The organism is Thalassospira sp. UBA4513 (assembly GCF_002388495.1).
GTDB lineage: Bacteria > Pseudomonadota > Alphaproteobacteria > Rhodospirillales > Thalassospiraceae > Thalassospira > Thalassospira tepidiphila.
On record NZ_DGMR01000031.1, the window covers coordinates 6,658 to 31,968 of the forward strand.

Below are 25,311 nucleotides of genomic sequence, written 5' to 3' on the forward strand. Positions count from 1 at the left end.
CAAAAGGGCGCTGAAAGTTCAGCGCCCTTTGTCATTTTCGGGTTCAGGCCGTTTTGAGCCGCGCGAACCCGGCTTCAAGATCGGCGATCAGATCATCGGGGTCTTCAAGGCCGATATGGAGCCGGACCAGCTGACCATCGTCGTCCCATTTGGTGGCGGTGCGGATTTTGGCCGGGTCTGAGGGCAGGATCAGGCTTTCAAAACCGCCCCAGCTAAAGCCCATGCCAAACAGCTCCATGTTATCGACCATATTGGCAAGCTGGGCCTTTTCAACCGGCTGCATGACAAAGGAAAACAGGCCACACGCGCCCGAGAAATCGCGCTTCCAGATGGCATGGCCCGGATCATCGGGCAGACCCGGGTGGAGGACGCGTTTGACTTCCGGGCGGGTCTGCAACCAGTTCGCGACCTTAAGGCCGCTTTCGTGGTGCTGTTTCAGGCGCACGGCAAGGGTGCGAAGGCCACGCTGGGCGAGGTAACAATCATCCGGACCAACCGCGTCACCGGAAATCAGGACCTGCTTCTTGATGGTCAGAAGGTCTTCCTCGGTCGCGGTCGTGATGGTGCCCAGCATGACATCCGAGTGACCGACAATGTATTTGGTACCGGCCTGAACAGACACATCAACACCCAGTTCAAACGGGCGGCACAGGATCGGGGAAGCCCAGGTGTTATCAAGCATTACCTTTACATTGCGCGCATGCGCGGCCTTGGCGATGGCTGGAATATCCTGCATTTCAAAGGTCAGCGACCCCGGGCTTTCGCACCAGACAAGGGCAGTGTTATCGCGAATAAGGCCCGCAATGTCGCCGCCAATCGCCGGATCATAATATTCCGTCTCGACCCCGAACTTCTTAAGAAAGGTATTGCACAGGTTGCGAGTCGGGAAATAAGCGCTGTCGGTGATCAGGATATGATCGCCGGGCTTTACAAAGGCGAGGATGGCATTGGTAATCGCCGAAACGCCCGATGAAACGCACAGCGTGCCATAGCCACCTTCAAGTTCGGCAACGGCTTCTTCGAGCAGAAAGCGCGTCGGGGTGCCGTGGCGGCCATAGGTCGTTTTTCCGGGGACGGAGGCACCAGCCTTTTCAAGTTCTGCCAGGCTGTCAAACAGGATGGTCGAGGCATGCAGAACCGGCGGGTTGACCACGCCGTGATACTGGCTGGAACGGCGACCGGCATGGACCAGTTTGGTTGCGGTATGTTTGGGGCTTTGCGATGACATAACAGGCGGTTCTCCTTGGGCGCGACGTCTTATGCTTCAAAGACAAACCACCTTGGCGGCGGCCATTCAAGGCTTTTTGTGTCAAAGCCATTGTTAATGCCTGATATCAGGCTATTTTTTACAGGCAATAACAGCAGCGAATGACACAGAATACAGCAAGGGGGCCCCGTGATTGAACTTCAGGATTTTCGCACTGCGCGCAAGGCGATATCAGACCATATGCGCCTGACCCCGGTGTTTGCGGCCAGTAATTTTGGCGATATATCGGGCTTTGTCGCACGTGATCGCATCCCCGAGATGTTCCTGAAACTTGAAAACATGCAGGTCAGCGGATCCTTCAAGGCACGCGGGGCCATGAATGCTGCACTGGCCCTTGAACCCGAACAAAGATCAGCCGGGCTGTGCACCGCATCGGGTGGCAACCATGGCATGGGTGTGATCAATGCGGCCCGCACACTGGGTGTACCGGTGAAAATCTTCCTGCCGACCAATACACCACAGCCCAAAGTCAAAAAACTGCGCGCGCAGGGGGTTGATGTGGCTTTGATCGGGGCGGTTTGGGACGACGCCAACCGTGCCGCGATGGAACACGCACATGAAAGCGGTATGGCCTATATCCATCCATTCGCCGATCCCAAGGTGATTGCCGGGCAGGGAACCATCGCGCTTGAGCTTTTAGAACAGCAACCCGACCTTGATACACTGGTCGTGGCAATTGGTGGTGGTGGACTGATTGCCGGTGTGGCGACAGCCGCACGCTTGTTGCGCCCATCGATCCGGGTGATCGGTGTGGAGCCGACCGGGGCGGCAACCCTGTTCGAAAGCCTTAAGGCCAACGAGGTCGTGACTTTGCCCAGCGTGAACACCGCCGCCACCAGTCTGGCGCCGCGTCAGTCATCCGCACTTAATGTCGATCTGATTGGCAGGAATGTGGATCGCATCGCGTTGGTCAGTGACGAGGAAATGCAAAAATCTGCCAAGTGGCTTTGGAAAGAGTTTGGCATTTCGGTCGAGCTTTCCGCCGCCGCCGGTATTGCCGCCGTCATGAATGATCGCCTGGGTGATCCCAATCCGGGGCGGGTCAGGGTGATCGTGTGCGGAACCGGTGTGGATGGTTTTGAGTAGGGATAAATAAAAAGGGATGAAACCAAACGGTTTCATCCCTTTTTAAACCAGACGCCAGTCCGATAGGACTGGCGCGGAAATATATAGCGTCGCAAACCGCCAAAGAGCAAAAAGCTCTCCGGTGCGGAATTACATCTTCGGCTCGACCACCTGACGACCACGGTACATACCGGTGTTCGGGTCAATGTGGTGCGGGCGATGCAGTTCGCCGGTCTCTTTGTCTTCGCGGTACGAGCCCTTGGCGAGCTTGTCATGCGAGCGACGCATGCCCTGACGGGACTTGGTCACTTTTTTCTTTGGCACTGCCATGGGTCATCATCCTCTGGCTTGGGTAAACTCAGGCGCGCTTGTTACCGTGCGCGGTCGGGAAAGTCAACGATCAAAGTGTCGGAATCTGCATTATTTGCATTTTCCGGATCACTTTCGCGATCAGGTGTATCGCTCGCTGGATGACCATCATGATCGACATGGTGGTCGATATGCGGGATCAGTCCTGTATCGCGCGGATCATCAACAATATCGGTTCGGCGATCATATATAGCAAATCCTGCCTTTTGGTAAGCCCCAAGTGCACTTGGATGATCAAGTGTGCAGGTATTGACCGTAATGCGGGTGGGCTTGAAGCTCCAGGCGGTATCAATCGCCCAATCCAGCAGGTATTTGCCAAAGCCCTTGCCGATGAATTCCGGCATCAGGCCCATATAGTGCAGATCAATGACGTTATCCGATTCAAAGTCCGTCAGATCAAGCTCGGCAAAGCCCGCGGGCACACCGGCAACATAAAGCACATAAACATGCGTTTCCGGCTTGGCGAGGATCGCGGAGAGTTCTTCGTCGCTCATCAGGCGGCGTAACCACCACAGCCATGGTTCGCCGACCGTATTATATAGGTAGCGATAAAATGACAGGGTCGGGTTTTCGGCCCGGATGATCGCGACCTTGCCGGGCGGGACGATGGCTGGCGCGCGTTCTGGCGGGCTTTGCATTTCAAGGAAGCTGATCACAACTTCCAGCTTGCGCGGATTGGATGGGGTCATTGGGCTAAACTCTTGCGCATTATTTTGTTTTGGTGCGGATCAGGATCAGCCTGATCGGTGACGCTTGCTATAAAGTCATAGCCGAGTTTGGCGTAAAAATCACCCGCTGCGGCATTTTCAATCGTGATCCGGATTTCACTTAAGCCCGAAAGACGCAGGATATCCTCGGCCAAAGTTACCAGTTCGCGGCCAATGCCGCCTCCTTGGGCGTGTTCAGCAATTGCCAGATAATGAATCCAGCCAAAGACAGTGTCATGGCCGGTCATCATGGTGGCAAAGATTTGCTGATCATCTGGCATGCGCGCGACAATCAGGCTGCCGTTATCGGCCGCAATACAGTTTTCAATATCCTGCCGTGCATCGCGAATCGCCGGGATCAGGCCGGTCGCAATCCAAAGGCGGGTGATGGCGGCAATATCGTCGTTAGTAGGGGCTTTAAGCTGTTCAAGTCTGATGCCCGCGCCATCGGCGGTATGGTTGGTCATATCCGGACCGAACGGGGATGGGGCGGGCATCGGGTTTCTCTTTTTAAATGTGTGATACGGACGGGGCCGGATGGTCAGGCCGGGCCGGTATCAACCGGGCTGTCTTCCGTGGTGGCCCATTCCGCCCAGGATCCGTCATAGACCGCGACCTGTTTGTGGCCGGAAATATAGGCCCCCATGGCAAGGACACAGGCGGTAACGCCCGAACCACAGCTTGCAACAATCGGTTTGTTGAGATCGACACCTGCTGCGTCGAACGCGGCCTTGATTTCATCCGCCGACTTGAACGTGCCATCAGCATTCAGAAGTTCGGTAAAGGGCAGGTTGTAGGAGCCGGGAACGTGGCCAGATTTGCCCCACGGGTCGTCAACTTCACCACGGAACCGCTCGCCTGCGCGCGCATCCACCAGCTGTTCGCGTTTGGTTTTGACGTTCGATAGAACCTGATCATATTCACGCAGCAAAAAGCTGTTGGCGCGTGCGGTAAAGTGGCGTTCGCGCGGCGGGGTCGGTGCATCAGTGACCGGGCGTCCCTCGGCGATCCATTTTGGCCGGCCGCCATCGAGCACGACGACATCGTGGTGGCCAAAATGACGCAGCATCCACCATGCACGGCAGGCGGCAAGGGCGGAACCCTTTTGGCTATAGACAACCACACGGACACCATCGCCGAGGCCAAGTTTGCGAACCTTGGCGGAAAACTTGATTGCATCGGGCATCATGTGTGGCAGCGGGGCGCTGTCATCGGCGGCAATATCATCGATATCAAAGAAAACTGCGCCCGGAATGTGTTCGGCATCATAGAAGTCGCGGGCATTCTTGTTTTCGGCTGGCATGTACCAGCTGGCATCGACGACGCGCACATCCGGTGCATCAAGGTGATCCGCAAGCCATTGGGTGGACACAAGGGCGTCGGAAAGTGGGTTGGTCATGGACAAGCTCCGATTGACGGTGGTGGATTTCCGGTTGGTTCCGGGATTGTTTTAAATTTGGTCCTGAATCTATTTAAATTTGTAACGGTCCTGCCGCTTGCTGGCAACTGGCAGTCAAACCGGATGGTGGTGATCCGTATGTTTGCTGGTTGCCAATTGCAAATGGCATCAGTCGTCAAATACGATATTGATCCGTCGGTTCTGGCGGCCTTTCTTTTCGATCTTGGAAACCATGACCTTGCCGATCTCGCCGGTTTTGCGCACATGGGTACCGCCACAGGGTTGGAAATCGATCCCTTCGATGGTGACGGTCCGGATGGAATGTCCGTCCATTGGCGGCTGTACCGACATGGTGCGCACCAGTTCCGGGTTGGCTTTAAGCTCGGCCACGGAGATTTCCCCGTCATAGACATCGGCATCGCGTGCGATCAGTTCGTTAAGCTTCTCACTGATTTCATCCTTATCGAGCGTGAGCTCTGGCAGGTTGAAGTCCAGCCGCGCCTTGTGGGCAGCGATATTGCCGCCCGTGACATCGCCTTCGATCACAGCACACAGAAGATGCAGGCAGGTGTGAAAGCGCATCAGCTTGTGGCGGTTGTCCCAATCAAGTTCGGCTGTGATCGTATCGCCAACCGCGGGCAGGGGATGATCATCAGCAATGATGTGCAAGATACGCCCGGTTTCGCGATCCTTGACCGTGGTAACGACGGGAAGGGTCGTGCCATCGCTAAGGGTTAGTGTACCGATATCACCCGATTGGCCGCCAGCGGTCGCGTAAAACACCGTTTGATCAAGTTCAATGCCGCGATCTGAAATGCTGGTGACGGTGGCATTGCAATTCTGTGCATAGGCGTCTTCGCGAAACATCAGGCGTGTCATGTTTTCTGGTCTCCCGTTGGTGGCGGTTGATGGCGTTCTTGATTTTACCGCCCGGCGTTTGGTGCCGGGGCGTCCGTTCGTCGCACAGGATTGGTGCGAAAGGATTGATTGCCGGGATTATGGTGCGGTGGCGGACCGGCAATTGTCGAGGCCAAAGTTACGGCAATCCGTCGGCTGGTATGTAAGTTAGTATACATAAATGTAATATTGATGTTGAAAATTATACGTAATGTATGGTATCGCTGCGTTGTGTTTCAGGAGTGATATAGCCGTGCCAGCCATTATCCATGTCAAGCTTTCCGGTGAAGGGGACTTCGGGCCAGTCGATCTCGAATGTGCGATCCCGCCTGCGCGTTTGCCGGTGGTTATGGCTGCTTTGTTCGGGCAGGCGCCGTCAGTGCCGGGTATGGCTGTTGGCGCGGTGCGTGGTTCTGTACCTGGTGTTTCGGGTGGCGGTCACCCGCGCGATAACGGCGCGGTTGATGGCTTCGCCAAGGAAGGTGCGGGGGGCAAGGTGGATGATCGCGCCGTGACCGCAGCCAGTAGCGTGCCGGGGGCGGGCGAGACATATGGTGCCATTGGATATACAGGCGATGCGGCATTTTCCGGCGCAATAGATCCCGGCATGTTCATTACGGGATTTGTTGGCAGTTTTGCCGATCTGGTCGGACGCCTGCAACCGCGTGGCTTTGCCGAGATAATCTTGCTGGCGGCAATCTGGCTGCAATATCGCGACAGCAGGAGTTTTGTAACGCGCGGTGATGTCCGCCGGCTTTTGCGCCGCCAGGATCACCTGCGGATGCCGCGCAATTTTAGCCGGGATTTCCATGTGGCCGTGGCAAGAGGCTACCTTGAAGAGGTCGAGGGCGAGGACGGTTACACCGTTGCTGCTGATGGCTTCCGCTGGTTTCGTGACGAGTGTATAAAATAATACAAAAAGTCGAAAAAGATATTGACGTTATGTATGTTTGTTGTATCTTTTTTAGCAGGGACAAACAAAAACGGGTGGGACCAAATCATGAGCGCGTGGGAAGTCAGAAGCAGCTGCCGGGTATGGCGGGGCCGTTATGTCATTCGTGGCGATGTTGATCGTATTGCCAACGACATTGTCGAACTTCAGCAAAACCGGTTCCCGGGGCTTGATGCGGAAAAGGTTTCGCTTCGGGTTGTGACCATGGCGGTGATGTCGGTTCTGGCCGAGGAATGCTGTGAAGACGGGGTGACCGCGGCCGAACTTTCCTTCCTTTTGACCACTTGCCTCGGAATGCCGATTTCGCCGACCCGGATTGAACGGGAAATGGAAGGTCTTTCTGGTCTTGTCTGGACCGGACAGTGGGGTGGTGAAACCCTGTATGTCATGGAAAAACGTGGTTTGCGCTTCTTTGAAAGTGCACGTGCCAGGGCGCTTTGCGAAGACGGAAATGTAAACGCCAAGGACCGCGAAGGTGTTGCCGCCAGCGAAGCACAGGACGCGGTGAATGCCATGATCGATCCCGCCATCATCAGCGAACCGGCAGTGCATGCCCGCTATCGGGTTGTCAGCTAGGATCTTCGCTTTTAGGTCAGGCATCAATGTTTCGTTGCACCCGCCGGTTTTGCTGGCGGGTGTTTTCTTTGGCGTGGGGGGGGGCAACAAGCGGCTTGACCAAACGAAAAAAGCGCCATATGCATAAAAGCATGGAAAACATTATTACACATCAGAACGCCTATTTTACGTCGTGCACATAGCGCGGCGCCTGTTGATGTGTTTGTAAATTAAACCAAGACCGGCTGCCCCAGGGCGGCCTTTGTTTTTTCCATAAACCGGTTTGCCCGAGGTGGCTTCACCAACAAGGAAACCGGAAAATGACCCATATCTCTCTTGCTGATCGCATGCCGACACTTGATTTCACGCCCAATGCCCTGAAAGACGGGATCGGGGTGGTGCCGCTTATTCTGATGGCCGGTTTTGCCGAGACCAGCACGGCGGCAAGTGAACTGGTTGCACGTGGTGCTGTCACCATCGAAGGCAAACAGATCATTGATCCCGACCATCATATCCTGAGCTACGCCTTTGATGATGGCGAAGTGCTGCGCCTTACGGTTGGGGGCAACAGCACGATGCTGATCCGGCGCGCGGACTGAACCGGATGGGGTATCTGTTGCGGGATATGGGCGATGTTGCTGGTGATGTCAGAACAGCGACATTTGCCCGTTCGCGCTGGGACGTTTGAAACCGCCGCAATCAAGGTTGAGAGACCGGTTGGTCAGGCCATGCTTTTTGCGGGCAGCCTCAAAACGTTTGGTGATCAGATCGGCAATCGGGCCGGTGCCGCGCATGCGGGTGCCAAATTCCGACTGATAGGTTTGGCCATCGCGCATCTGACGGATCAGCGACATCACCTTTGCCTTGCGATCAGGGTAATGGGCCTCTAGCCATTCTTCGAACAGATCGGCGATTTCAAGCGGCAGGCGCAAGACGATGTGACCAATCGATTGCGCACCGGCGTCCTTGCAGGCTGCAACGATCTTTTCGATCTCCGTATCATTCAGGCCCGGAATAACCGGCGCACAAAGGACGGTGACGGGAATGCCGGCATCTGACAGTTTTCGGATGGCCTCAAGCCTGCGGTGTGGGGCAGAGGCACGGGGTTCCAGAAGGTTTGACAGCCGGTGATCAAGGCTTGTGACGGATACTGCCACCGATGCCCGGTTTCGGGCGGCCATCGGGGCAATCAGATCAATGTCACGGGTGACCAGTGCGCTTTTGGTGATCAGCGAAAAGGGATGTTGGCAATCGGCCAGAACTTCGATGATCGACCGCGTCAGTCGCTTGTCGCGGTCAACTGGCTGATAGGGATCGGTACTTGTGCCAATCACGATCGGGGCGGGTTGATAGGCTTTTGACGACAGCTGCTTGCGCAAAAGCTCGGCGGCTTCCGGTTTCCAGAAAAGTCTGGTTTCAAAATCAAGACCGGGCGACAGACCCAGATAGGCATGGGTCGGGCGCGCAAAGCAATACACACAGCCATGCTCACAGCCACGATAGGGGTTGATCGAGCGATCAAACGGGACATCCGGGCTTTGATTGCGGGTGATCACAGAACGCGCACCATCTATGCCAAGGGTGGTTTTGGTGCGTGGGGCGTCCTGATCTTCCATCAATGTGCCCAGCCATCCGTCATCAACCGCCTGATGGATATGACGTTCAAATCGCCCGTCAATATTGGACATCGCGCCGCGTCCCTTTTGTCCGCGGGCGGGCAAGATGTTCAGATCACATTTCGCGTTTGACCATCCATCATCAAAAATGACAGCGCCGGTGTGGGCATGGGGTTGGCTGATATTGTTCTTCATATGCTCACAATAAAGAACAAAAAAAGAACATTCAAGCCAAAGCCGATATGTCCAGATTTTGTACAGTATCAAGCTATCGACATTCGAGGTTGTTTACTGCGGTGCTGTCTACCGCGGTGCCGTCTACCGTGACTGAGCCAGTAACGGTGGGAAGGGTTCCGCCGCCGTCACCACATGGGTTGAGGTTATTGGTGGTGTTACCTGTCCCTGACAGGTTGTTTATGGTTGATGAATTGGCGAAGAATACAAATCGCTTGTCGAAGCCTGCTCCGCTCACGGAAAGCTTGTTGTCATCGATGCTGATGTTGGAATTGTTGCCGATAATCGCCAGGAATCGGGCACCATTTCCATCGGAGGTAATGGATAAAACATTATTCTTGATCGTAACATCCTGGCTGTCTCTGATTATGATAGCGCCTGCGGTTGAGGTGCCGTTCTGCGTTGTCAGGTTGTTGTTCCGAATGGTAACATTTTGCTTTCCTTCGATGTGGACGATGTATGCTGACCCGGTCGTGTTAACGTTCGCGGTCACACCAACCAGACTGCTGTTATCGGCCATGTTAAAGAGACGTGCACCACCGCCGGCGCCGCCATTGCTGCCGGTGCCCGAGATCGATGCATCCGGAATGGTGACCGTAACCGACCGTCCTGTCGGGGTTTTGATGTCGAGTGCGCCACCCCCGACAATTGTTTGTCCACTCTGAACCGTTGTGACGGAATTGATTGCGGTGTAATTGCCGCTCAGGATCACGGTTGAATTGGCACCTGCATTGGCAATGTCAGTGGCAAAGTTCGCCGCCGATGTCGAGTTGCTGTTCAGAACTGTGATCGTTTCCCCGTCGGCAGTCTGGGTGATTTCAGTTGCTTCTGAAAACTGTCCGGCCTGACTGACCACATCAATGTCGCGAATGATGGGATCGGTCATGCGCCGTTCCATCGCGCTCAGGCGGGGTTTCGGAGTATCGCCAAAGCCCTGCAACGGGATACGAAGGCGGAAGCTGGCAAAGCCCTGCGTGCCCCGTGGGCTGTCATGCTGAATTTCCGCCCCGAGAGAGAAGCGCGACCCTTCCCACAAAAAGGGAACTTCATCAAAGGTCAGGTCCAGTCGCCCACGCGGACCCTGTACCGTATCAACGCCGTCTTCCTTAAAGCGATAACCACCGGCATAGGCACGGAGTTGCTGTCCTGCATCAGCCGCAAATAACGGAATGCGCCAGCCAATTTCCCCGTCAAAGCCACGTAATGCACGTTCTTCACCCTGATTGTACATCAAGGTTGTGCCACTCACATCAACAGTACTTAGACTGTCCTCGAAGTATTGTGTCGTGCCGATCGGGACATAGGCATTGGCGCGAAAGTCCCAATCAAGTGATAGGGCCTCTGCACCGAAGGTCAATTGGTTGAATTTGTTGCCATAGGGGCTGTGGCGGCGGTCAAAGTAACCATAGCCACCAATGTTCCATCCCGAATCAAGCATCTGCCGGATGCCAAGACCGAAGTTCCCTTCGTGGCTGTTATTGTCATCCATCCGGGCGCGAAGGCTGGTGAAGGTCAGTGTGTCCTCATCCTGCCAAAGCGGAATGAACAGGTCCGTCTCGCCAAGGTTACGATCTGTTCCGCCTTTGCCTTCGAGATCAATATGCGGTCCCCATTTCGGGCCGGGTGGTTCTGCGGCGGCTTGGGCAACTGGTGCAGCTAGCAGGAAGGGGGCGCTAAGAAGGATAGAAAGGATGGATCGTGTAACGTGCATGTTTAACCTAGTCAGCAGGGCTCACATTGCGCCTGCGGGGGCAGGCACATTGCCAAGACATCAGAAGATTTTGCTCGTGGGGAGTTTCGTGCCCCGCCGTTGCATGGCTTTTGCCATATTGATTTTGTTGCACCGACCGTAGTGCCGCCTGATGCTGGCGGCCACTTCTATTCTTTATCATTTTCCCAGAAGTTATCATTTTCCCAGAAGTTATCATTTTCCTGATCCCGGCAGGCTGACCGGACCGGGCAGGGAAAATGTATGGCCACAATGATTTTCTTGTTGGTTGATCAAGGCGGGATATAGTCAAGGCAAGGTGCGAAACGTCATCAGTCAATGCGCACCGTTTGATCATTTGCAAAGGATCGCCCCATGGATTGGTCACAGGTTTTGAGTTTTGCGCTGGTTGCGTCACTGCTTGTCATGTCGCCAGGCCCCAATGGCGTGCTGGTCGCAAAGACTGTGCCGACATCAGGACGTATGGCCGGGATGGCCAATGTGGCCGGATTTGTGACGGCCTTTTACCTGCATGGGACTCTGTCGATCCTTGGTATTTCGGTCATCCTTGTGCAATCGGCACAGGCCTTCATGATCGTCAAATTTTTGGGGGCAGCTTATCTGTGCTGGGTCGGGTTCAAGGCATTGCGTGATGCCTGGCGCGGGGTGAAAACGGTTGCCGAAGTATCACCGGCAAAGCGCAAACGCACCCTGATCAAGGCCTATGGCGAGGGATTTCTGACCAATGCGCTGAACCCGAAAGTCTCGATATTCTATCTGGCAGCGTTTCCGCAATTCATCCCGGTGGGTGAGGGGGCGATGACCTCGGCCTTCATGCTGGTGTGCTTGCATGCGGCGATCAACGCCATCTGGTTTGCAGCCATGATCATGTTGCTGGCACGCCTGACCCGCTTTGCCGGGAGTGGTCGTTTCCAACGTGCGCTCAAGGCAACCACCGGGGCAGTATTCATTGCCTTTGGCGTCAAGCTGGCAGCCCTTCGCCCCTAAGGTTTGGCCAAGATATTCTTGTAAGCCCGTCGGTCAGGTGGATCGGCGGGCTTTTTATTTGCGCACGACAATCAGGGCCATGACAGCACAGAACAGGGCAAACAGAATGTCGCTTGCGGCGACGTTGTCTGTCACCAGGGCCTCAAACGCCGCAATAGGCAGGATGATTGAGGTCAGGACCAGAAAGACCGGGTTAAACAGTTTGTTTTTCATGTTACGCGCCCCCGTTCATCGTCGTGATCAGAAGTATGCCCAGTGCCATTAAGCCGCATAGTGCGGTCAGGATAACACCGGTTTTAAGAACGACCGACAGCACTGGTCCTTCCTTGCCCGACAACCCGACAGTCGAGCAGCCAACCAGAATTTTTGACGGTGCCAGCATGCTGCCAAGTGATGCGCCCGTTGCTTGGGCGGCCAGAACAAGGGCGGTTGAAAGGCCGGAAAGTTCGGCGGTGTGGCGCTGGAACATGCCAAAGACAACGTTGGAATTATTCGTGCTGCCGGTCATGAAGGCACCCAGCGCGCCAATTGCCGGTGCAATCACCGGATAGGCAATGGCAAACGCCCCGGAAAAGACCGCAGCCCCGCCTTCGGCCAGGGCATAGGTCATGCCGGCATGGTCCATGATGATGGCAAGACCGATCACCGGCACCATGCCGATGCTGGTCGGAAGGCCGCTTTTCAGCGTGCGTTGCCAGATACGTTTACCAATGCGGTCATCGTAATGACCGCGCAGCTTAAAGAACGTGAAGCTGATGGCGGCGGTATAAAGCAAAAGCGCGCCCGGATGGCCAAAGATCGCGATGGCCTTGGCACTTTCGGCTTCGATCACCCAACCGGTTGCAGTGGCCGTTTCCGGGAACTCAAGCGTGAAGCGGATCTTGCCAAGCAGCATCTCGACTGCAGGAACAAAGGTCGCCATGGTGACCAGCACGATAAACACCAGATAGGGGGTCAGTGCCTCGATCAAGGGCATGTGCTGATGATCATCGGCAACCTGCTCAGCGACATCATCGGGATGCGGTTTCCAGAACCGGGTCACAATGATGGAGGCGACAAGCCCGGAGATCCCGGCGGTCAAGCCACCCAATGTCCAGACGCCGTAATTGGCCATGAAATACTGCACAACGCCCATGACGCCGGAAATCAGGACCAGCGGCACAATGCGACGGCGAATGGTGCTGAACCCGCCATCAAGCCACAAAACAGCCGCCCCACACATAAAGCCCGACAGGCCAAGAAGGATTGCCGAATAATGGGTTAGTTCGGTACCCGGAATGCCGGTAACACCAATCAGTGCCTCGAACGAAGTCGCCATATTGCCAAACAGCACTGACCAGCTATGACCGATCATCGGGGCAGCAACCGCCAAAACCGGTGAGAAACCCATGCCAAGCAAAAGCGGTGCTACAACGGCAATCGGAACGCCGAAGCCCGCAACGCCCTGAAGGAAGCTTGCGAACACGTAGCCCAAGATCAAAAGCTGTAGTGGCCGATCATCCGTGAGTGATCGAATGGCACGCCCGATGGTTTTGATCGCGCCGGCTTCTTCGGCCGCGAAATACAGGATCAGTGCGGCCCAGACGATATAAAGGATGTAAAGGGCCAGCATCACGCCCTTGGCCTGGGCAATGATCAGCATGTCGGTCGGCGCGCCAAAGAAGAACACTGCTAGGATGACGGTAACAAACCAGGCAGCCGCACCAGCACGCGCAGCGCCCCAGTTGACCTTGATCATCAGAAACAGAATGGTCGCAATTGGCAGGGCTGCCAGCAGGAAGTTGGTCATGAAGGGCGCACCATAACCTTTTGAAACAAGGGGCTATCGTTGAAGTCTTCAACGGGACGCGCATATTGTCCGACCAATGATGCAAGCGCAAGTGGTGTGTTCTGGTATTTCGTATGATGAAAGCAAAATGCCGGATTCACTCGGGAACCCGGCATTTGCAAAAACAAGGTGTCGCTTGGTCTTAGGCGCAGTCTTTGTTCTCGGACTTTGCATTCATTTCGCCAAACAGCTCGGCAGCGATTTCAAAGGATTTCAGGCGTGCCGTCTGATCATAGATGTTGGCGGTGACCATGATTTCGTCTGCCTTGGTTATATAGGCAAATTCGCGCAGTTTCTTGCGCACCGTATCGCGCCCGCCAATCGCGGCATAGCGCATGGCGTGATCAACGCCAGCCTTTTCGACGCGGTTCCAGATTTCGCTCATATCCTTGACAGGTTTTGGCAATTGGCCTGGCGTCCCGCGGCGCAGGTTCAGGAACTGCTGCTGCATCGAGGTGGCCAGATATTCGCCTTCCTCGTCGGTATCGGCGGCAAAGAAGCCCATCGCGGCAACCGCATAGGGCTTATCAAGTGCTTCGCTTGGCTCAAACCGGTTGCGATAAAGGGTCAGCGCATCCATCAGCATGTCGGGCGCAAAGTGCGATGCAAAGGCAAAGGGCAGGCCAAGACGGGCGGCGAGGTCAGCTGAAAACAGGCTGCTGCCCAAAAGCCACATCGGGACCTGCGAGCCATAGCCCGGCACGGCCCGGATTGGTGGATTGCCTTCAAGCGGGGCAAGGAATGCCTGTACCTGCAGGACATCCTGAATGAAGCGTTCCTCGGACCCATGCATGTCACGGCGAAGGGCGGCTGCGGTGCGTTGATCCGTGCCCGGCGCACGGCCAATGCCCAGATCAATACGGCCCGGATGAAGTGCATCAAGGGTGCCGAACTGTTCGGCAATTACCAGCGGCGCATGGTTGGGTAGCATGACGCCACCTGACCCAACGCGGATGGTTTTGGTACCCGCCGCGACATGGGCCATGACAACAGACGTCGCGGCACTGGCGATGCCGGGCATATTGTGATGTTCGGCCAGCCAATAACGATGATAGCCAAGCTTTTCGGCATGTTGGGCGAGTGCCAGCGTATTTCGCAACGCATCGGAGGGATGTTCACCCGCATTTACCGGGCAAAGATCAAGAAGGGAATATCTTAGCATAGCCAGACTTTCGGTTTGGCGCGGGCATCACAGAAATAGACTTCAGCGGCGCGCCTGATTTCACAGTTGGCATTAATCTAGCGTGAATGAACCATCTTGCCAGTCCCTAACTGGAATGTTCATATACAGGCACAATCAAGGGACGTTGAAAATGTTGATTATTCTTGGTGGATTGCCCGGTGTCGGCAAAACGTCAATTGCCAGATTGGTGGCTCAGGAACTTGGCGCGATCCATCTGCGAATTGATACAATCGAGCAGGCAGTTATTGATTGCGGTGTCGTACCATCCGATGAAATGGGCCCGGTTGGGTATGTCGCTGCAAACCGGATCGCGACAGATAATTTGCGCCTTGGCCACCTTGTGATCGGCGATGCGGTAAATCCGATCGAATTATCCCGCGCCGCGTGGCGAGAAGCCGCGATAATCGCAGACAAGCCTTTTGTGCAGATTGAACTGATTTGTTCTGATGTTGATGAGCATCGTTACCGGGTTGAAACCCGAAAGGGTGACATAGAAAACCTGAAACTGCCCGACTGGCAAAAGGTATGTGATCGTGAATATCACCCCTGGCCGGATGTGGATCTGGTGATTGACACCGCGGCCCAATCCCTTTGTGCTTCTTCTGACATACTTGTCAGTTTTGTTCGGAAGAAGATCGCCAGTATCTGAATTAAAACATAGCTATTCGTCTATTCATCAATTCTTGGTTGCCGATGGGCGGCGAGCGCACGGCTGACGAAATTGCGAAGAGCAATCGAGATATCATTGCTGCGATAGGCCAGCGACAACTGCGCAATGGGCACTTCGCCTTCAATTTCGCGATAGGCGACACCCTTTGCCTGAAGCTGCGTCATTGGTTTGGGGACCAGTGAAAAGCCAAGCTCGGCCGCAACGAAATTGATTACGGATCCGAGCTGTGGCGCGATCTGGCCCATTTGCGGCTCAAACCCGGCGTCACGACAGGCGGTGACAACCTTGTCATAGTGGGTTGGGCCGACCGCGCGCGGGGTCAGGATCAGGGCCTCGTCACGCAGTTCAGACAAGGCGACCTTTTCTTGTTGGGCAGCCGGGTGACCGGATGGAAGGACAAGCACCATCGGTTCGCTTGAAATCACATGCAGGCGAATGCCATCGCCCGCAATCGTATCTTGTCGCAGGAACACCGCATCAAGGCGTTCATCGCGCAGGCCGGCGACGAGTTGGGCAGAGTTGGCTTCTTCGAGTGTCATTTCAACGCCGGGGTAACTGCGCCGGAAGTCACGGAACACGCGCGGAACAGACGGGCTGAATGCAGCGGACGCCGTGAAGCCAACCCGGATTGATCCGACTTCGCCGCGCCCGGCGCGTTGGGCGGCACGAATGGCGCGCTCTGCCAGATCAGGAAATTGGGCGGCGACCTCAAGAAACGCCATGCCTGCCTCCGTCAGTTCTGCGCCATGGGGGACGCGATGAAAAAGGGCCGTGCCGATTTCATTTTCCAGATCGCGGATTTGCTGACTAAGCGGTGGCTGCCCGATGCCGATGCGGGCCGCAGCACGGGTAAAATTTCCCTCGCGGGCGACGGCAAGGAAGTAGCGGATATGGCGTAGTTCCATCGCTGATATACCTAAAACATATCACAGAAGACACTTCCATATATTGGACGGATAGGCGCGATAGTGCAATCATAAGCGTCACCCCACGAACCATTCCAAAAGAGGTCGCAAATGGCTGTTCCCCGGGACACTGACCCAGAACAACATTCTGTTAGTGCTGCTGATACGGCGTCATCTGATGCAACGCCCCCCATACGTTTGCAAAGCTCGCTCGCGTCCACCAACGCAAATGCGTCTGCCGATCCGGTTTGGATAAAGCCGGGATCGCCCGCATTTCGCCGTATCAGCATTGCACTGTTTTTGGCCGGATACGCGACCTTTTCGCTGATTTACTGTGTGCAGCCACTGTTGCCGGAACTTGCAAGCCACTTTGTGGTTGGACCGGCTGAAAGCTCGCTCGCACTTTCACTGACCACCGGGTTTCTGGCCTTTGCTATTTTGCTGGCCGGTGCTGTGTCAGAGGCCGTCGGGCGCAAGCAGCTGATGCTGATTTCTATCTGCGTGGCATCTGTTTTGAACCTGATCGCGCCGTTTCTGTCCGATTGGCATGCCTTTCTTGTCGTGCGCGCGCTGGAAGGCCTGATGCTGGGCGGGGTTCCGGCCGTTGCGATGGCTTATTTGGCCGAGGAAATAGATCCCAAGGGCCTTGGTATGGCGATGGGCATCTATATCAGCGGGACGGCGATCGGCGGCCTGAGCGGCCGTGTCGTGATCGGTTTTCTGACTGATCTGTTCGGCTGGCACATTGCCCTTGGCGCGATGGGGGGCTTGGGCCTTATCGCGGCCCTTGGGTTTGCTGTTCTGTTGCCGGCATCGCGGAACTTTGTCCGTCGTCCGGGCTTCCAGGTGGGTTATCACCTGCGGGCCTGGGGCGGGCATCTCAAACATGCGGGCTTGCCGTTCGTGTTCCTGATCGGTGCCTTTGCCATGGGCTGCTTTGTGACGGTGTTTAACTATGTCGGCTTCCGTCTTTCGGATGCGCCCTATGGCCTGTCGCAAAGTCAGATTGGCTTGATCTTTGTGGTCTATCTGTGCGGGTCGGTGACCTCATCGATTGCCGGTGCGCTATCAGACAAAATCGGACGTGGACCGGTCCTGGTGGTGGGGCTGTTGTTAGCGGCCCTTGGTGTCGGACTGACCGTATCTGACAGCCTGTCGGTGATCATTGGCGGGATTGTTGTCCTGACCAGTGGCTTTTTCGTTGCCCATTCGATTGCCAGTGGCTGGGTCGGGCGGCTTGCCGAAACGGCCAAGGGGCATGCGTCGTCACTGTATCTGCTGGCCTATTATCTGGGATCCAGCATCATGGGGTCGGTTGGTGGCTGGTTCTGGGATCAGGGCGGATGGAACGCGGTGGCGGGCTTTGCCGGATCACTGTTGCTGTGCGCGCTGTTCTGCGGACTTTACCTTTGGGCGTGTGCAGCGCAGAACACCCGCCAATCCCGAAACGAGGTTGCTCGCGCGACCTGATTAAAACAAAACCCCCGCCGGAAACCGGACGGGGGTTTTATCTTTCAGGATGGCTTCGGCTTAGAGCCAATCGGGGCTCGGCAGGCCTTTTTCCTTAAGGAACGCAGGGTTCCAAAGCTTGCTCTGATAGCGGGTGCCGAGGTCACACAGAATGGTGACGATGGTTTTGCCCGGGCCGAGTTCACGTGCAAGGCGCACCGCACCAGCGATGTTGATCCCTGTGGAGCCCCCCATGCACAGACCTTCTTCCTTGAGCAGGTCAAACACGATTGGCAACATTTCCTCGTCCGAGATCTGGAACGGGTGATCGATCTCAACGCCTTCAAGGTTGGCGGTGATACGACCCTGACCAATACCTTCCGAGATCGAGCTGCCTTCGGATTTCAGTTCACCGAACTTGTAGTGGCTGTAAAGGGCGGCACCCATCGGATCGGCAAGGCCAATCTGGATGTTTTTGTTACGATCCTTAAGCGCCATCGAGACACCGGCCAGCGTGCCGCCAGTACCAACTGCACAGATAAAGCCATCGACCTTGCCGTCAGTCTGTTCCCAGATTTCGGGGGCGGTGGTGTCGATGTGACCCTGACGGTTGGCGACGTTGTCAAACTGGTTGGCCCAGATCGCGCCATTGGGTTCGGACTTTGCAAGTTCTTCGGCCAGACGGCGCGATACATGCACATAGTTGTTCTGATCGCGATAGGGGACAGCCGGAACTTCGCGCAGATCCGCACCGAGAAGCCGCAGCAGGTCTTTCTTTTCCTGGCTTTGGGTTTCCGGGATGACGATCACGGTGCGATAGCCCAGCGCATTGCCGACAACGGCAAGACCGATGCCGGTGTTGCCAGCCGTACCTTCGACGATGACGCCGCCCGGTTGCAGAAGACCGCGCGCCTCGGCGTCGCGAATGATGGCAAGGGCTGCGCGGTCCTTGACCGACCCGCCCGGGTTTGCGTATTCCGCCTTGCCAAGAATGGTGCAGCCCGTCAGCTCGGAAACCTTTTTAAGCTTCACAAGCGGGCTGCGGCCAATGGCTTCGATGGTGCCATTGCGAATGTCCATGACAGACTCCAAACATGGTGATTTCAAATGTGTTTGATAGTTGATTGATCTTTTTGCACACAAAAGTCAAGGCAGATTAAAAAATATAACGTAAATTTTGTGTGATTACTGTTTTTTTCTGATTAATCACTTCGGCTTCCTCAAGCCTCTGAATTCTGCCGAAGTCGGTCGCGGTTTAGCATCAGCCACTGAACGGCGATGGTCGTCATTGCATTGCAGAGTTGTCCATTCTGCAACATGGCAAAGCATTCTTCGGCCGATACTGTGAAGACCCGGATATCTTCACCTTCCTCGGCGACGCCATGCAGCCCGCCAACATTGGTGGTATCGACCTGACCGTAAAACAGGTGGACCGTTTCAGTCGAGCATCCCGGTGTTACGTAATAATGCGAAATCAGTTCGGGCGATCCGATAAGTTCGCATCCGGCTTCTTCAAACGTTTCACGGCGTGCAACATCTTCGGCCGTCTCGCCGTCTTCTATGATGCCTGCAACGATTTCGGTCAGCCAGATCGGCATTGTTGGGTCGCTGTCGTTGACAGAAATGGCACCTGGACGGAATTGTTCAATCAACACAACTTCATCGCGGACCGGATCATAGGGCAGGACGGCAACAGCGTGGCCGCGTTCAAGGACTTCGCGTTGCAAGACAGGGCTTTGACCACCATCAAATCGGTCATGTTGCAACTGATAGACATCAATCTTGCAGTAACCGTCCCAGCTTCGATTTTTGGCAATTATTTTAAATTTCATTTCTGTCACGGCGTTTCTCCCGGAAAATGTGACATTGTCGATCTATTCAGTTGATTTATCGTTGCTCTTAATATTTTGTAGTTCTTATATATTCGGGCTGATCTGCTGTTATTTGATAGCATGATGTTTCTCATCGTGACCATATTTGCCGGGGAGAGGGTGGCATCCGTCGGTTTCAATTGCATCAAAACTGATGTAATCTTTCGAATATGGTGCGCAGAGAAACAAGTCTTAGATAACTGTGCTTTCATTCAGGGTTTAGATGTGTCGGGGGATACAGGACGTTGATGCGGTTCGAACCAACAGAAATCGCACGTCTGTATGGGCGGTCACGCGTAGGCGTTGTTGTACACAAGGATCTCGAAGCTGTGTATGTCAACGATGCCTATGCGAAAATGCTGGGCCGTCGCGATGTCTCGGACTTTATGAGCGACCCTGACATGCGCCAGTATATTCCGCCAAGTTTCCATCACGAGGCGGACAAGCTTTCCAACAGTTTCCAGAAAAGCAGCGGTTTCCACGGCTGGAAGAAAGTTTACAACATCCGGACGGATGGAACGCCGGTCTGGATGGAAATCAGTGACGAGACCGTCGAATGGGAAGGCGGTAATGCGGTCCTGACCACGGCACAGATGATTGACAATGGTACGACTGCGATGCAGGTCGACCATATGCTGGGTCGATCTTTCATTGGTGTGATGGTCCATCGCAACATGACTGCATTGTACGTTAATGAAAGCTTTGCCCGCCTGATGGGGGCAAAGGACGTCAGTGCCTTTATGGAAAACCCCAATATCCTTCGCTTTATCCCCGATGAAAATCGTCCGCGCGCAATTCGCCATGTCGCGGCAATTCTCAGCGGCGAACGACGCGGCGACCGGCACCGTGTGCGTGATATTCTCGATGATGGCAGCTCGGTCTGGCGTGACCTGACCGATGAACGCATTCTTTGGTATGACGGCAAGCCGGCGATCCTGACGACTGCCCATGATGTTCGCGACGAAGTCGAAATGCATCAGCAACTTGTCCGGGCCAAAGCAAGCCTGGAACAGGCGGTTACCGAAGTCATCCGGATGGTGCCGTCGGCTGTCGCGATGCTTGATGACAAGCTTGAGGTTATTCATTTCAATCACGAGTTTTCCCGTCTTTTCGGCGGAGAAACAACGGATGGATCCGAACCGGTCTTTGATATTTCGGCACTGCATGAATGTTGTGCCGAGATGATGCGAAACGGGCATGGCCATGCCAATATCGACGAAATGCAAACACCATCCGGCCGACTGGCTGACATCCGCATGAACATGATGGATGATGGCGGCGTCATGGTGTCGGCGACGGATATTACCGATCACAAGCGCAAGGAGCAGATGCTAGACACCCTGGCGTCAACCGATGCGTTGACCCGTGCGCTTAACCGTCGCGGTTTTGAAAGTGCGGTCAGCAGATTGCGCGAAATTCGCCATCTCAAGGATAAAAGCTGGCTGTTCGGGTTGATCGTTCTTGATCTTGATTACTTCAAGATTGTCAATGATACCCACGGGCATGCTGTGGGCGACCGGGTTCTTGAGAGGGTTGCCGATACCTTGCGTCAGGCGTTGCGTGACGACGATCTTGTCGTTCGGCTGGGTGGTGAGGAATTTGCGGTATTGCTGCCATCTGCGACTGCTGCGGTCACCAAGCGCATTGGCGAGCGTTTGTCGAACATGATCCGTGAAATCAGGGTGCCAATTGACAAGTCCGGTACGGAGTATGTCAATGTAACGGCCAGCTTTGGCGCAACGGTCGGCGGCGAGGGCCGGCAAAAATTCATCGAACTGTCAGAAGCGATGAAGGTCGCAGACGAAGCAATGTACGCCGCCAAGGATGCCGGACGTGATCAACTTGTCTTTCGCTTCGCCGGGCAAGAACAAGATAGCTGATTACCAGATCATCGATTATCATCGCTTTCCATAATGCTTTCCTGACATTCGATGCCGCAGCTATTTGGTAGTTGCGTGGCAGTTTCTGTGCGAGGCCGTAATGCGTGTTCGTTCCATGACCGTTTCTGATGGTAATCGTGTTGTTGAAATCTATGGGCAGGCCATCAAATCGGGCCATGCCACGTTTCAGGAAAATCCAGGAACCTGGGAAGATTGGGATCAGGGACATTTGCCGGAATGCCGGCTGGTTGCCTGCGACGACAATGACATCGTAATTGGCTGGGCCGGGTTATCTGGCGTTTCAAATCGCTGTGTCTATCGCGGGATTGCCGAGATATCGGTCTATGTTGACCCCGATCACCACGGGAAGGGCATTGGTAAAGCGCTGCTTGCAGCCTTGATTGCTGCCAGCGAGGAAAATGGTATCTGGTCGCTTGAGGCCGGTATTTTTCCGGAAAACGAAGCGAGCCTCGTCATTCATCAGGCATTGGGCTTCGACATCGTCGGCCGTAAGCGCGGGCTGGGGCGCATGGGCTATGGGCCGCTGGCCGGACGATGGCGCGATGTCATGCTTTTGCAGCGCCGCAGTCAGGTGGTTGGTGTCGACTAACTTAAAATCATATTGCGCATTTTTCCGCTTTGCGTGCGCAAACTGCGCGCGGAATGCGGTTTTTTCGAATTTGTATGTGGCTTGGTCGAAAACGTCCTTGGCACGCTTTAAATTCGCGCGGCAATAAGGTAATCAACTGTTCTGGGTAAGTGAGAACCCGTAGACGAAAATTTGCCAGGAGCGCCACCGTGAACGAGATTCGTAAAATTGCGCCTGTCGCGATCTGGGACAATTTCCAGAAACTTTGCGATACACCGCGTCCGTCCAATAAAGAAGAAGCTGTTTTAAAGCTTCTGGAAAAGATGGCCGATGACAAGGGGCTTGCGCATTTCCGCGACAGCGGTGGCAACCTTGTTGTATCCGTTCCGGCAAAAGCCGGCTTTGAAGACCGCAAAATGGTGATCTTGCAGTCCCATGTCGACATGGTGACCCAGGCCAATTCCGGGTCGACCCACAATTTCGACACCGACCCGATCCGCATGGTGATGGATGGGGAATGGATTACTGCCGATAACACCACCCTTGGTGCAGATAACGGCATCGGTGCGGCCGCAATGATGGGCTTCATGACCGAAGACGGTCTTGAACACGGCCCGCTTGAACTTCTTTTCACGGTTGATGAAGAACGCGGCCTGACCGGTGCGATGAACCTGGAACCGGGCCGCCTTAAGGGTGAGATCCTTCTCAACCTTGATACCGAAGACGAGTACGAGCTTTGCGTTGGTTGTGCTGGCGGTGGTGATCTGGTCGCAAGCTATGACTACACCGAAGAAGCCGTTGGCGCAGGGCAGGTGGCCCGTGATATCGCGCTGACCGGTTTGAAAGGCGGCCATTCCGGCATCGACATCATTCTTGGTCTTGGCAATGCCAACAAACTGATGGCGCGTTTCCTGCGCACTGCGATCTGTGATTTTGATGCGCGTATTGTTAAAATCAATGCCGGGACCGCCCGCAACGCCATCCCGCGTGAGTCGTTTGCAACCATCGTTCTGCCGGAAGGCAAGGTTTCTGATTTCGATGCGGCATTGAATGCTTTTGCCAGCGACATCAAGGATGAAATTGGCGCGATTGAGCCGAAATTTGCCGTTGCCGCAACCAATGCAGATCTCCCTGCAAAGGCAATGAGCGCAAAAGACTCCAAGGCGTTCAACAATGCCTGTGTTGGTGCGCCGAACGGTGTTCAGGCAATGAGCACCTCAGTCGAAGGCGTTGTCGAAACCTCGATCAATCTTGCCATCGTCAAGCTTGGCGAAGGTAAGGCCAAGGTGACGCTGTCCGCGCGTAGCTCGATCAATTCTGCGCGCGATGCCATGCGTGAGGTCGCAACAGCGGTATTTGAGAATATCGGCGCATCTGTTGCCTGGGGCGATGCTTATCCGGGCTGGAAGCCTGATGCCAACAGCGAAGTGGTCAGCCTGATGAAGGCGGTTCACAAGGACATGTTTGGCAAGGAACCGGAAATTCGTGTCATTCACGCCGGTCTTGAATGCGGCGTGTTGGGATCGAAATACCCGCACTGGGACATGGTTTCGTTCGGTCCGACCATCAAACGCGCGCACAGCCCGGATGAATGCGTCCATGTGCCAAGCGTTGCGCGCTTCTGGGATTATCTTTTGGCTGCGCTGAAGGCGATCCCGGCCAAGGGATGAGGCCTTTATCGGATTTGATGACGTTGATGCGACTGATCGGGGAACCGGTCAGTCGCATTTGTTTTCAGCACACCACGCATCGCGGGCATCAGAACCATTTCCTGGGACCAGTGCGTCAAGGTTCACAAAGCCGTTTTCACCAATGCTGGTTTCAATTTCGATCCAGAATCCCTGACTGTCGCCTGCGACATAGACAGTTTCAAAGCGGGTAAGTCGGCGAATTATGGTGTCATTGACACTTGGACCATCGCGGAGGTTCAGAAGTTCGCGATCGACATAATAGGGTTCGCGTTCTTCGCCAATCAGGTCCTTGACCTGACGGGTGATTTCCGTGCCTTGGCGGGCAACCAGTTCAGGGATGTCACGGGTGACAAATCCCTGGCCGGGGCCAAAGGCAATCAGAGCGGCAAAGATTAGCAGAAACAGAGGACTAAGATGGAGCAGGGCATCGAACATGCCCGCACGCTTCCATTCGTCGCGAACACGCCGTGCCGGTTGCCCGTCATCCAGGCGGCGCTGGGTTGCGCGCACCTGTTCAGCAAGGGCAGAGCGGTTTGACCCGATGAAATCAAGCGCCTGCATCAGAACTGCGCGTGCAAGCGGCTTGTTGCCAGACCGTTCAAAGGCATTGGCCTGGGTAAACAGCATTTTGGCGTTGCCTTCCGGCGGGAAAGTGCCGCCGCGCATGTTGCCAATAATTGCCTTCCAGGCCGGTAAGAAGCTCTTCCAGCCCCAGAAGCCCCGAAGCCAGGTCTTGAAACTGGCCTTAAGCGCCATGCGCTTTGCGCCTTTGGGGGCGAGGTTGGCGGTGATGGTTTCGATATTGCAGGAATTCAGAAAACCGCGCACGACCTTGAATTCGACCTGACGCGGTTGGGCCGACACCACGCCGGTGACCGCGCACTGAATAAAGCCTTGTGCGTTGGGTTCGGTCTTTTTTCCTTTGTGGCGACGCGCACCGGGATGAATGTTGCTTTTGCGCGCATTGGCCTTGGCCTGCTGTTCACGGTAGGCCTGATTGGCGCGGGCAAACTTTTCCTCGGCAGTTTCTTTGGCTTTTTCCTGTTTGCGCCCGGCGCCGGCAAATCCCTGTTTCTGGCGGTTCGCATTTTGCGGACCCGCTGCGTTCGGGCCATAAGCAGTTGATGTCCCGTTGCTGGCGGTACCGGACTTTTGGGCTCCCGATGGCGCATTGCCTGATTGCTTGGGCGGTTTACGTTCGCCAATCAGGATTTCATAGGCTTCGGTAATGTCCTTGAACCTGTCCTCGGAGTCCGGGTCTGTGTTGCGGTCCGGATGAAATTCAAAGGCCAGCTTACGATAGGCCAGTTTGATTTCCTTTGCGCTCGCCCCCGGCGCAATGTTCAGCATGCGATAATAAATGCCGAGGTTATCGGTGTTCATGATGAATGAAAATTCCTGTCAGGCATGCTTGTCAGCGCAGTAATCCAGCAAACGACAATTTTATCGATTGTATTTCGCGGTGCAA

At 55.1% G+C, this 25,311-nt stretch carries 25 protein-coding genes; 10 read left to right on the forward strand and 15 right to left on the reverse strand.

Going from position 1 to position 25,311, the window contains the following annotated elements:
* Positions 1-43 precede the first annotated feature (43 nt).
* Positions 44-1,228 (reverse strand): cystathionine beta-lyase, encoded by a 1,185-nt coding sequence (gene metC / locus B2T33_RS12230; protein WP_197145085.1) that lies wholly within the window; start codon positions 1,226-1,228, stop codon positions 44-46.
* Positions 1,229-1,396: 168 nt separating this feature from the next.
* On the opposite strand from metC, the gene B2T33_RS12235 reads away from it, so the two are divergent.
* The gene (locus B2T33_RS12235; protein ID WP_286792117.1) at positions 1,397-2,353 is read left to right on the forward strand and encodes a threonine ammonia-lyase; all 957 of its coding nucleotides are present in this window, start codon (positions 1,397-1,399) and stop codon (positions 2,351-2,353) included.
* Positions 2,354-2,482: 129 nt separating this feature from the next.
* On the opposite strand, the gene rpmF is transcribed toward B2T33_RS12235, so the two are convergent.
* From rpmF to B2T33_RS12260, 5 genes are all read right to left on the reverse strand, one after another.
* A complete protein-coding gene (gene rpmF, locus B2T33_RS12240; RefSeq protein ID WP_007090029.1) occupies positions 2,483-2,662 on the reverse strand; it encodes a 50S ribosomal protein L32 in 180 nt (59 codons plus the stop codon).
* Between the two features lie 41 nt (positions 2,663-2,703).
* On the reverse strand, positions 2,704-3,390 hold the full coding sequence (locus tag B2T33_RS12245; RefSeq protein ID WP_197145083.1) for a GNAT family N-acetyltransferase: 687 nt from the start codon (positions 3,388-3,390) through the stop codon (positions 2,704-2,706).
* A complete protein-coding gene (locus tag B2T33_RS12250) occupies positions 3,387-3,905 on the reverse strand; it encodes a GNAT family N-acetyltransferase (RefSeq protein ID WP_197145082.1) in 519 nt (172 codons plus the stop codon). Before B2T33_RS12250 ends, B2T33_RS12245 begins: the two co-directional genes overlap by 4 nt.
* A gap of 44 nt (positions 3,906-3,949) precedes the next feature.
* Positions 3,950-4,807 carry a 3-mercaptopyruvate sulfurtransferase gene (gene sseA / locus B2T33_RS12255; protein WP_197145081.1) on the reverse strand — a complete coding sequence of 286 codons (858 nt, stop codon included), beginning with the start codon at positions 4,805-4,807 and terminating at the stop codon, positions 3,950-3,952.
* A gap of 168 nt (positions 4,808-4,975) precedes the next feature.
* Complete coding sequence (locus B2T33_RS12260; protein WP_197145080.1) at positions 4,976-5,686, reverse strand: alanyl-tRNA editing protein; 711 nt, start codon at positions 5,684-5,686, stop codon at positions 4,976-4,978.
* Positions 5,687-5,957: 271 nt separating this feature from the next.
* On the opposite strand from B2T33_RS12260, the gene B2T33_RS12265 reads away from it, so the two are divergent.
* From B2T33_RS12265 to B2T33_RS12275, 3 genes are all read left to right on the forward strand, one after another.
* Positions 5,958-6,617, forward strand: a complete 660-nt coding sequence (locus B2T33_RS12265) for a hypothetical protein (RefSeq protein ID WP_197145079.1) — start codon at positions 5,958-5,960, stop codon at positions 6,615-6,617.
* An 87-nt stretch (positions 6,618-6,704) separates the two neighbouring features.
* On the forward strand, positions 6,705-7,232 hold the full coding sequence (locus tag B2T33_RS12270) for a hypothetical protein (protein ID WP_040823776.1): 528 nt from the start codon (positions 6,705-6,707) through the stop codon (positions 7,230-7,232).
* A gap of 299 nt (positions 7,233-7,531) precedes the next feature.
* A complete protein-coding gene (locus B2T33_RS12275; protein WP_197145078.1) occupies positions 7,532-7,810 on the forward strand; it encodes a tyrosyl-tRNA synthetase in 279 nt (92 codons plus the stop codon).
* A 48-nt stretch (positions 7,811-7,858) separates the two neighbouring features.
* On the opposite strand, the gene B2T33_RS12280 is transcribed toward B2T33_RS12275, so the two are convergent.
* Positions 7,859-9,022 carry a PA0069 family radical SAM protein gene (locus B2T33_RS12280; RefSeq protein ID WP_197145077.1) on the reverse strand — a complete coding sequence of 388 codons (1,164 nt, stop codon included), beginning with the start codon at positions 9,020-9,022 and terminating at the stop codon, positions 7,859-7,861.
* Between the two features lie 73 nt (positions 9,023-9,095).
* Complete coding sequence (locus B2T33_RS12285; RefSeq protein WP_197145076.1) at positions 9,096-10,772, reverse strand: inverse autotransporter beta domain-containing protein; 1,677 nt, start codon at positions 10,770-10,772, stop codon at positions 9,096-9,098.
* 372 nt (positions 10,773-11,144) lie between these two features.
* On the opposite strand from B2T33_RS12285, the gene B2T33_RS12290 reads away from it, so the two are divergent.
* Positions 11,145-11,777: a LysE family translocator gene (locus B2T33_RS12290; RefSeq protein ID WP_197145075.1), complete on the forward strand. Its 633-nt coding sequence runs from the start codon at positions 11,145-11,147 to the stop codon at positions 11,775-11,777.
* 54 nt (positions 11,778-11,831) lie between these two features.
* Here the strand turns inward: B2T33_RS12290 and B2T33_RS12295 are convergent, their stop codons facing one another.
* The 3 genes from B2T33_RS12295 to B2T33_RS12305 form a co-directional block, all read right to left on the reverse strand.
* Complete coding sequence (locus B2T33_RS12295; protein WP_156518947.1) at positions 11,832-11,990, reverse strand: hypothetical protein; 159 nt, start codon at positions 11,988-11,990, stop codon at positions 11,832-11,834.
* Position 11,991: 1 nt separating this feature from the next.
* Positions 11,992-13,566, reverse strand: coding sequence for an L-lactate permease (locus B2T33_RS12300; protein WP_197145074.1), 1,575 nt, complete (start codon positions 13,564-13,566; stop codon positions 11,992-11,994).
* 181 nt (positions 13,567-13,747) lie between these two features.
* Positions 13,748-14,767: an LLM class flavin-dependent oxidoreductase gene (locus tag B2T33_RS12305; protein WP_197145073.1), complete on the reverse strand. Its 1,020-nt coding sequence runs from the start codon at positions 14,765-14,767 to the stop codon at positions 13,748-13,750.
* An 82-nt stretch (positions 14,768-14,849) separates the two neighbouring features.
* On the opposite strand from B2T33_RS12305, the gene B2T33_RS12310 reads away from it, so the two are divergent.
* Positions 14,850-15,437: an AAA family ATPase gene (locus B2T33_RS12310; RefSeq protein ID WP_252723917.1), complete on the forward strand. Its 588-nt coding sequence runs from the start codon at positions 14,850-14,852 to the stop codon at positions 15,435-15,437.
* 20 nt (positions 15,438-15,457) lie between these two features.
* Here B2T33_RS12310 and B2T33_RS12315 read toward each other — a convergent pair whose 3' ends face one another.
* On the reverse strand, positions 15,458-16,363 hold the full coding sequence (locus tag B2T33_RS12315; RefSeq protein ID WP_286792120.1) for a LysR family transcriptional regulator: 906 nt from the start codon (positions 16,361-16,363) through the stop codon (positions 15,458-15,460).
* A gap of 111 nt (positions 16,364-16,474) precedes the next feature.
* Here B2T33_RS12315 and B2T33_RS12320 point away from each other — a divergent pair, with 111 nt between their 5' ends.
* Positions 16,475-17,833: an MFS transporter gene (locus tag B2T33_RS12320; RefSeq protein ID WP_286792121.1), complete on the forward strand. Its 1,359-nt coding sequence runs from the start codon at positions 16,475-16,477 to the stop codon at positions 17,831-17,833.
* Between the two features lie 60 nt (positions 17,834-17,893).
* Here the strand turns inward: B2T33_RS12320 and B2T33_RS12325 are convergent, their stop codons facing one another.
* Both B2T33_RS12325 and B2T33_RS12330 read right to left on the reverse strand, forming a co-directional pair.
* Complete coding sequence (locus B2T33_RS12325) at positions 17,894-18,892, reverse strand: cysteine synthase A (protein WP_286792123.1); 999 nt, start codon at positions 18,890-18,892, stop codon at positions 17,894-17,896.
* A gap of 140 nt (positions 18,893-19,032) precedes the next feature.
* Positions 19,033-19,644: an NUDIX domain-containing protein gene (locus B2T33_RS12330; protein WP_120224887.1), complete on the reverse strand. Its 612-nt coding sequence runs from the start codon at positions 19,642-19,644 to the stop codon at positions 19,033-19,035.
* 287 nt (positions 19,645-19,931) lie between these two features.
* Between B2T33_RS12330 and B2T33_RS12335 the strand changes: the two genes are divergently transcribed.
* From B2T33_RS12335 to B2T33_RS12345, 3 genes are all read left to right on the forward strand, one after another.
* A complete protein-coding gene (locus B2T33_RS12335) occupies positions 19,932-21,563 on the forward strand; it encodes a sensor domain-containing diguanylate cyclase (protein WP_210517260.1) in 1,632 nt (543 codons plus the stop codon).
* A 100-nt stretch (positions 21,564-21,663) separates the two neighbouring features.
* On the forward strand, positions 21,664-22,173 hold the full coding sequence (locus B2T33_RS12340; protein WP_286792127.1) for a GNAT family N-acetyltransferase: 510 nt from the start codon (positions 21,664-21,666) through the stop codon (positions 22,171-22,173).
* Positions 22,174-22,361: 188 nt separating this feature from the next.
* Positions 22,362-23,822, forward strand: a complete 1,461-nt coding sequence (locus B2T33_RS12345) for an aminoacyl-histidine dipeptidase (RefSeq protein ID WP_286792129.1) — start codon at positions 22,362-22,364, stop codon at positions 23,820-23,822.
* Positions 23,823-23,870: 48 nt separating this feature from the next.
* On the opposite strand, the gene B2T33_RS12350 is transcribed toward B2T33_RS12345, so the two are convergent.
* Entirely contained in the window at positions 23,871-25,226 is a 1,356-nt protein-coding gene (locus B2T33_RS12350; protein ID WP_286792131.1) for a DnaJ domain-containing protein, read from the reverse strand.
* Positions 25,227-25,311: the final 85 nt, after the last annotated feature.